Below are 6,814 nucleotides of genomic sequence, written 5' to 3' on the forward strand. Positions count from 1 at the left end.
GGAAGCGCTGGCTTCATGGCTTCCACTCCAGAAAGCGGCTTAGAAACTTGAGCCCGTAACGCTGGCTCTTTTCCGGATGGAACTGGACGCCGATCCGGTTGCCTGCACCGATTGCAGCGGTGAGTGGCCCTCCATGGTCAGAGGTTGCAAGAACGCAGTCACCCTCAAATGCAAAGCTGTGGAGGAAATAGGCCTCACCCGCACAAATCAGGGGATGTTCGCCAACGGGTACGACATCATTCCAGCCCATGTGCGGAATCTTGATTGTATCATGGCCTTGCAGCAGGCGGACCGTCCCCCTGACCCAGCCCAAGCCCGCATGGCGGCCGTGCTCCTCGCCCGCTTCGGCCATCAACTGCATGCCGACACATATGCCGAGAAAAGGCTTCCCGCCGCCCCCGGTTACCGTATCGAGCGCCTCAACCATCCCGTCGATGGATGAAAGCGCGTGCATGCAATGGGCAAATGCACCGACGCCGGGCAGGACTATCCGATCTGCAGCGGCGACAACATCCGGGTCGGACGTCACACAGACGTTTTCCGCTCCCGCCGCCTTCAAGGCATTGCGCACCGATTGAAGGTTTCCTGCGCCATAATCAACCAGCGTTGCGTTCACGATGCCGCCAATGCTTCAAGACCCGGCGCGACTATCGTCGGATCGATCTCAATGAAGCTGTACCGAGCGACATCGGCGAAAGGATCTGTCGCAGCCCAGCCCATGATCTCCTCCATCGTTCCTCGAGCGATGAGCATACCCCCGGTTCGCGGGACACGACGCCCCGCCACCATAAGGCGCCCGCTCGTGACGGCGGCCTGCAACCAGGCCCGATGCGCAGCCAGGCGCATGTCAATTTCTTCAAGGCTTGCCGTATATTCCAGCGAGACAATAATCATTGCGAGAATCTCCGGTCAGGCGCCGCCCAACATCCCTTTGGTCGAAGGGATGCTGTCCGCCTTGCGCGGATCGATTTCGACCGCCTGCCGGATTGCGCGGGCGAGGGCCTTAAAGCAGCTTTCCACGACATGGTGATTGTTGCTGCCATACAGATTCTCGATGTGCAGCGTGATCCCTGCACTTTGCGCAAAGCTGTGGAACCAGTGCTCGATCAGCTCGGTATCCCATTCGCCAAGGCGCGGCGTCCCGAAATCGGCCTTGAAGACGAGCCAGGGCCGCCCGGATATGTCGAGCGCACAGCGCGTCAGCGTTTCATCCATCGGCGCATAGGCCGAACCGTAACGCGTGATTCCGCGCTTGTCCCCGAGCGCCTGCGCCAGTGCTTCGCCAACGGCGATGCCGGTATCTTCGGTGGTGTGATGCTGGTCGATATGCAGGTCGCCCACGGCCTTGACGCTCAGATCGATGAGCGAATGGCGCGACAATTGCTCGAGCATATGATCGAGAAAACCGATGCCCGTGGAAACATCATAAATGCCCGTCCCATCGAGGTTGAGATCCACCTCGATCGACGTTTCATGTGTCGCTCGCCTGATCGTGCCCTTGCGCATGAAGCGCGCTATAGCGATCCCGTCCCGGCGCGCAATGTCTTGACCGCGAAGCAGCAAGCGTCCACCACATGGACATGACCGAAAGTCCGCCTGACAGCCTGATTCCCTATGATGAAATCGTGCAGGAAGCCTTGCGCGCCGTGGTCGGCCGCGTCCTGACGCAAGTTGCGACCGAAGGACTGCCCGGCAATCATCATTTTTACATCACGTTCAAGACCAACGCCCCTGGCGTCTCGGTCCCGAAAAGCCTGCGTGAACGCTTTCCCGATGAAATGACCATTGTCCTCCAGAACAAATATTGGGACCTGAAGGTGACAGACAGCGGCTTCGAAGTCGGCCTGACGTTCAGCCAGGTGCCAGCCCATCTTGAGGTCCCGTTTTCTGCAGTCACTGCCTTTGCCGATCCGGCCGTCGATTTTGCCCTGCAGTTCCAGGCCCATATGGATGAAGAGCAGATCAGGGAGCAGGAGCCGGCCGAGAATGACCGGCCCGTGGCCACTCCAGCCGAAGACGGCTCCAATGTTGTGACAGTGGATTTCGGGCGCAAGAAATGACCGCCACTCGAACCGAAACAGACAGTTTCGGCGAAATCGAAGTTCCCGCAGACGCCTATTGGGGCGCACAAACCCAGCGCAGCATCGCAAACTTTCCGTTCGCTTCACGCGAACGCATGCCCATGGCGATCATTCACGCCCTGGCGCTGGTCAAGAAAGCGGCAGCACGGGTCAATCGGAAGCACGGGCTCCAGGCCTGGATCGCGGACGCAATCGAAAAGGCGGCAGACGAGGTTATCTCCGGGGCGCTGGACGATCAGTTTCCGCTCGTGATCTGGCAGACCGGCTCCGGCACGCAAACAAACATGAATGTCAACGAAGTGATTGCTGGCCGGGCGAACGAAATCCTGGGCGAGCCGCGCGGCGGGAAGGCGCCCGTCCATCCGAACGATCATGTCAATCGCAGCCAATCATCCAATGACAGTTTCCCGACCGCACTCCATATCGCCGTCGCCATCGAGGCGCGCGAACGTCTGCAGCCGGCGATCCTCGCGCTTCAGCAGGCACTCGACACCAAGGCGAAGGAATGGGCCCATATCGTCAAGATCGGCCGCACCCATTTGCAGGATGCGACGCCGCTGACGCTGGGCCAGGAATTTTCCGGCTATGCTACCCAGCTCGCCAAGGCCAGTGTCCGCATCAGCAGCGGCACGACCGACATATTTGCGCTGGCCCAGGGCGGGACGGCTGTCGGCACTGGACTGAACGCGCCAAAGGGTTTCGCAGAGGACTTTGTTGCCATCGTCAGCAAATTGACCGGCATCACCTTCAGGAGCGAGGAAAACAAGTTCGAAGCGCTGGCGACGAACGACGCACTGGTCGAACTGTCGGGCATGCTCAACACCCTTGCGGTGTCACTGACCAAGATTGCCAATGACATTCGCCTGCTGGGATCGGGTCCGCGTTCCGGGCTAGGCGAGCTGATCCTCCCGGAAAACGAGCCCGGCAGTTCCATCATGCCCGGCAAGGTGAATCCGACCCAGTGCGAGATGCTGACCATGGTCGCGGCACAAGTGATCGGCAATCACCAGGCCGTGACTATTGGAGGAATGCAGGGTCATCTCGAGCTCAATGTCTTTAAACCGCTGATCGGCGCCAACGTGCTGCGCTCGATAGACCTGCTGTCAACGGGCATGCAGACGTTTGCCACACATTGCATTGCAGGACTGCAGGCTAACGAAGCACGCATCGCCGAGCTCGTGCAGCGATCACTCATGCTCGTCACCGCGCTTGCGCCCGAAGTCGGGTACGACAATGCTGCCAAGATCGCCAAGCACGCGCATGAAACCGGCCAGACCCTGCGGGAAGCAGCGTTTCAACTCCGACTGGTCGACGAAGAGACGTTTGACCGGCTGGTTCGGCCGGAAAAGATGGTCTAGCCGCAGCCGTTGCCATGCGCCGCGCAATCGGCGCCTGTCTCGATCTGTATCGTCGCATGATTGATCGCGTGATTATTGGCAAGCCGTTCATGGACGTCTGACAGGAAGGCGTCGCCCTTGCTGCCGTCCGGCATGACCAGATGTGCCGTCAGCGCGATCTCGGTCGTGCTCATGTGCCAGACGTGAAGATCATGGACTTTTGCCACACCGGGTGAGGCAAGCAGTTCGGCCTCCACGCCTGCAAGGTCGATATGCGTGGGCACCGCCGAAAGCGACATGGCGACCGACTGCCGCAGCAGCCCCCAGGTGCCCCAGAAGATATAGGCAACGATCACAAGGCTGGTGACCGGATCAATCACGGCCTTGCCTGTCCACAGGACCAGCAGGCCGGACACGGCAACACCCGCCGAGATGGCCGCATCGGCCAACATGTGCAGATAGGCGCCGCGAATATTGATATCGTGCCGCCGCCCGCGTGCGAACATCCAGGCTGTGGCTCCGTTGATGGCAATCCCGACCAAAGCGACCAGCGAGACGGTTGCGCCGGCGACCGGCGCTGGATCAAGGACTTTCTGCACGGCCTCGAGCGCAATCCCGCCAAGCGCCACAAGCAGGAGCAATGCGTTGAAGAGCGCCGCAAGGATTGTCGATCCGCGATACCCGTAGGTGAAGCGATCCGTCGGCGCGCGCCGGGCCAGTGAAAAGCTGCCCCAGGCCAGCACGAGTCCCAGAACGTCAGACAGATTGTGTCCGGCGTCGGCTAGAAGGGCAGTCGAGCCGGCCGCAAGTCCGTAGGCCACCTCGACAATCACGAATCCCGTATTGAGAACAAGGCCGATCGCGAACGCACGGCCAAAATCGGCCTGGGCATGGCTATGCAGGTGAGGATCGCCATGCGTGTGCTGGTGGGTCATGAGGCATGCGTATCGCAGCGATACGCACGGTGCAATCGACCAAGAGCAAAGCCGTTTCGGCAAACGACAGATGGACGGTTGCGCCTGCGATGGCGGCTCCGCATAGTGATTGCGTCAGAATCGTGGGAATTTTCAAATATGTCTGCCGTAACCAATGGCGTTGACCGCCGTGAAGCACTTGCCCTTACCTTATCAGCCGCAGCTCTGGCCGCTGCACCCGGAACTGCGAGCGCGGCGGCAAAAGCCGTTGCCGCAACGCCCACAAAGCGTTTTTCCGGCATGCTCGCCCAGTTTGCGGAAGAATTGCTGCGACTCTCTCCCGAGACAGCAACCTCCCTGGGACTCGACAGCGGCCGCCGCCTTGCCCTCAAGTCCCAATGGAGCGACGGTTCTCCAGTCGGAGACGCACGCTGGGCAGCACAGGTCAAATCGATGCTCACCCGGCTCGGCTCGGTCAATCGTGCAACGCTCCCTCCCGCTGACCAGATCCGTTATGACACGGTCAAGCACGCAGCGACGATGGGCGTCCAAGGCACCAAGTGGAAGTTTGGCGGCGCGGCCAGTGGCTGGAATGGAGGTACGGCCCCATATCCAGTGACGCAGCAGGACGGCGCACTGACAGCTGTTCCGGAATTTCTCGATTCACAGCACCAGATCAAGAATCGCGCAGACGCTGAAGCCTATGTTGCGCGCGTTGCCGGTTTTGCGAAGCTGCTCGATCAGGAAACCGCGACAATCACCGAGCAGGCCGGGATGGGCATAGCGCCTCCCAGCTTCATTGCGTCCAATGCTCTTGGCCAGTTGAAAGGCTATCGCCAGACAGCCATTGCCGAGCAGAAGCTCGTGACCTCGATTGCAGAGCGCACAAAGGCTTTGGGCATGGCCGGAGACTGGGGTGGCCGCGTCAGCAAGCTCGTTGCGTCGATGGTCTATCCCGCGCTCGACCGCCAGATCGCTGCCTTTGCCAAGGCGACCGAAAAATCGACCGATGTTGCCGGTGTCCACAAGCTCCCCGATGGCGATGCCTATTACCAATGGGCGCTGAAACTGGGGACAACGACCAACGCGTCGGCAGCTGAAGTGCACGCAATCGGCCTTGAACAGAACAAGGCAATCCAGGCGCGGATGGATGCGATCCTCAGGGCACAGGGCATGACCGAAGGCAGCGTTGGTGCCCGCGTTCAGGCACTCAACAGCGACCCGCGGATGCTGTTTCCTGATACCGACGCCGGCCGCGCAGACCTGATTGCCTATTGCAATGACAGGGTCGCCGCCATTCGCAAGCTGCTTCCCGGCGTGTCACGGCTGGGCCTCAAGGCGCCGCTGGTCGTAAAACGCGTTCCGATCGACATTCAGGACGGTGCATCGCTTGGCTATATGAACTTCGCATCGCTCGACGGTTCGCGCCCGGCAATCTATTACATCAACCTCAAGTCCACGAGCCTTTGGCCGAAATACCAGATCCCCACGCTCACGGCGCATGAAGGCGTGCCCGGGCATACCTGGCAGGGCGCCTATCTTGCCGAACATCATGCGGACCTTCCGCTGATTTCTTCGCTGATGGGCTTCAATGCCTTTATCGAGGGCTGGGCGCTTTATGCAGAGCAGCTGATGGATGAAGCCGGGCTCTATGCCGATGATCCGTTCGGTCAGGTTGGCTATCTGCAGGCACAGCAGTTCCGGGCTTGCCGCCTGGTTGTCGATACTGGTCTTCATGCCATGAAGTGGACGCGTGCTCAGGCGATCGACTTCCTTGTCAATGAAACGGGCAAGGGTCGCAACGCGATGACGAGTGAAGTCGACCGCTACAGCGTTTCGCCGGGGCAGGCCTGCGGCTACAAGATGGGCCATAACGAGATCAACAAGCAGCGCGACCGCGCCAAAGCCGCTCTCGGCAACAAGTTCGATCTTGCCGGGTTCGACGATACGGTGGTCAAGACAGGCGGTGTACCGCTGACTGTGCTTGGAACCGCTATCGACCAGTATATTGCTGGAGCGAAGGGCTAGAGAATAGGCCAGCTCATTCTCCCTGCGCCTGTGCGGGGAGGATTGCGGGCACGCGAAGGCTTCCCGTGGTGAGCGGGGGGCGGGACGGTCGGCGCGGAAGCCTTGGGGGGCGTCCGGCGGGTTTTGCCTTTGTGCGGTTGCAGGTGCTCGAGTGCGTAACCGGCGCCCGGTCTCGAAACACCGCCTTCTCATCCGGCACGTCCCTGCAGAGGGGTAAGGCCCGAAAGCCCTCCTGCAGGACGGGATTGCTCCCTTCAAAGACGCCCGGACCGGTTCAAAACGAACGCAGAGCGCGTGGCTGCACACTTTGGGGAGTGCAGACGCCCGCCGCTTTCGCGCCGACCTGAAGTCCCGCCCCTCGACCCGTGCGACCTAGAAACGCCGATCGAGTGACGGGGTTGGCATTTTCATGATATCTCCTATTTGTCAAGTAAATAGGAACATAAGGCGAATA

The 6,814-nt window shown here is 60.4% G+C and carries 7 protein-coding genes; 3 read left to right on the forward strand and 4 right to left on the reverse strand.

Features of this window, described 5'->3' with window-relative positions; translation table 11 throughout:
• Positions 1-13 precede the first annotated feature (13 nt).
• Genes hisH through hisB form a run of 3 tightly spaced genes read right to left on the reverse strand, consistent with a single transcriptional unit; the run spans position 14 to position 1,506 of the window.
• On the reverse strand, positions 14-616 hold the full coding sequence (gene hisH / locus K0O24_RS16655; protein WP_219893805.1) for an imidazole glycerol phosphate synthase subunit HisH: 603 nt from the start codon (positions 614-616) through the stop codon (positions 14-16).
• Positions 613-894 carry a YciI family protein gene (locus K0O24_RS16660; protein ID WP_219893806.1) on the reverse strand — a complete coding sequence of 94 codons (282 nt, stop codon included), beginning with the start codon at positions 892-894 and terminating at the stop codon, positions 613-615. Before K0O24_RS16660 ends, hisH begins: the two co-directional genes overlap by 4 nt.
• A gap of 15 nt (positions 895-909) precedes the next feature.
• Complete coding sequence (gene hisB / locus K0O24_RS16665) at positions 910-1,506, reverse strand: imidazoleglycerol-phosphate dehydratase HisB (protein WP_219893807.1); 597 nt, start codon at positions 1,504-1,506, stop codon at positions 910-912.
• A gap of 74 nt (positions 1,507-1,580) precedes the next feature.
• Here hisB and K0O24_RS16670 point away from each other — a divergent pair, with 74 nt between their 5' ends.
• On the forward strand, positions 1,581-2,060 hold the full coding sequence (locus K0O24_RS16670; protein WP_219893808.1) for an SspB family protein: 480 nt from the start codon (positions 1,581-1,583) through the stop codon (positions 2,058-2,060).
• Positions 2,057-3,439: a class II fumarate hydratase gene (gene fumC / locus K0O24_RS16675; protein ID WP_219893809.1), complete on the forward strand. Its 1,383-nt coding sequence runs from the start codon at positions 2,057-2,059 to the stop codon at positions 3,437-3,439. The genes K0O24_RS16670 and fumC overlap by 4 nt, the downstream gene beginning before the upstream one ends.
• On the opposite strand, the gene K0O24_RS16680 is transcribed toward fumC, so the two are convergent.
• Positions 3,436-4,353, reverse strand: coding sequence for a cation diffusion facilitator family transporter (locus tag K0O24_RS16680; RefSeq protein ID WP_219893810.1), 918 nt, complete (start codon positions 4,351-4,353; stop codon positions 3,436-3,438). The two genes, fumC and K0O24_RS16680, sit on opposite strands and share 4 nt — an antisense overlap.
• 138 nt (positions 4,354-4,491) lie before the next feature.
• Here K0O24_RS16680 and K0O24_RS16685 point away from each other — a divergent pair, with 138 nt between their 5' ends.
• Positions 4,492-6,360, forward strand: a complete 1,869-nt coding sequence (locus tag K0O24_RS16685) for a DUF885 domain-containing protein (protein WP_219893811.1) — start codon at positions 4,492-4,494, stop codon at positions 6,358-6,360.
• Positions 6,361-6,814 lie beyond the last annotated feature (454 nt).

Origin of the sequence: Aquisediminimonas profunda (assembly GCF_019443285.1) — a bacterium.
Lineage (GTDB): Bacteria > Pseudomonadota > Alphaproteobacteria > Sphingomonadales > Sphingomonadaceae > Aquisediminimonas > Aquisediminimonas profunda.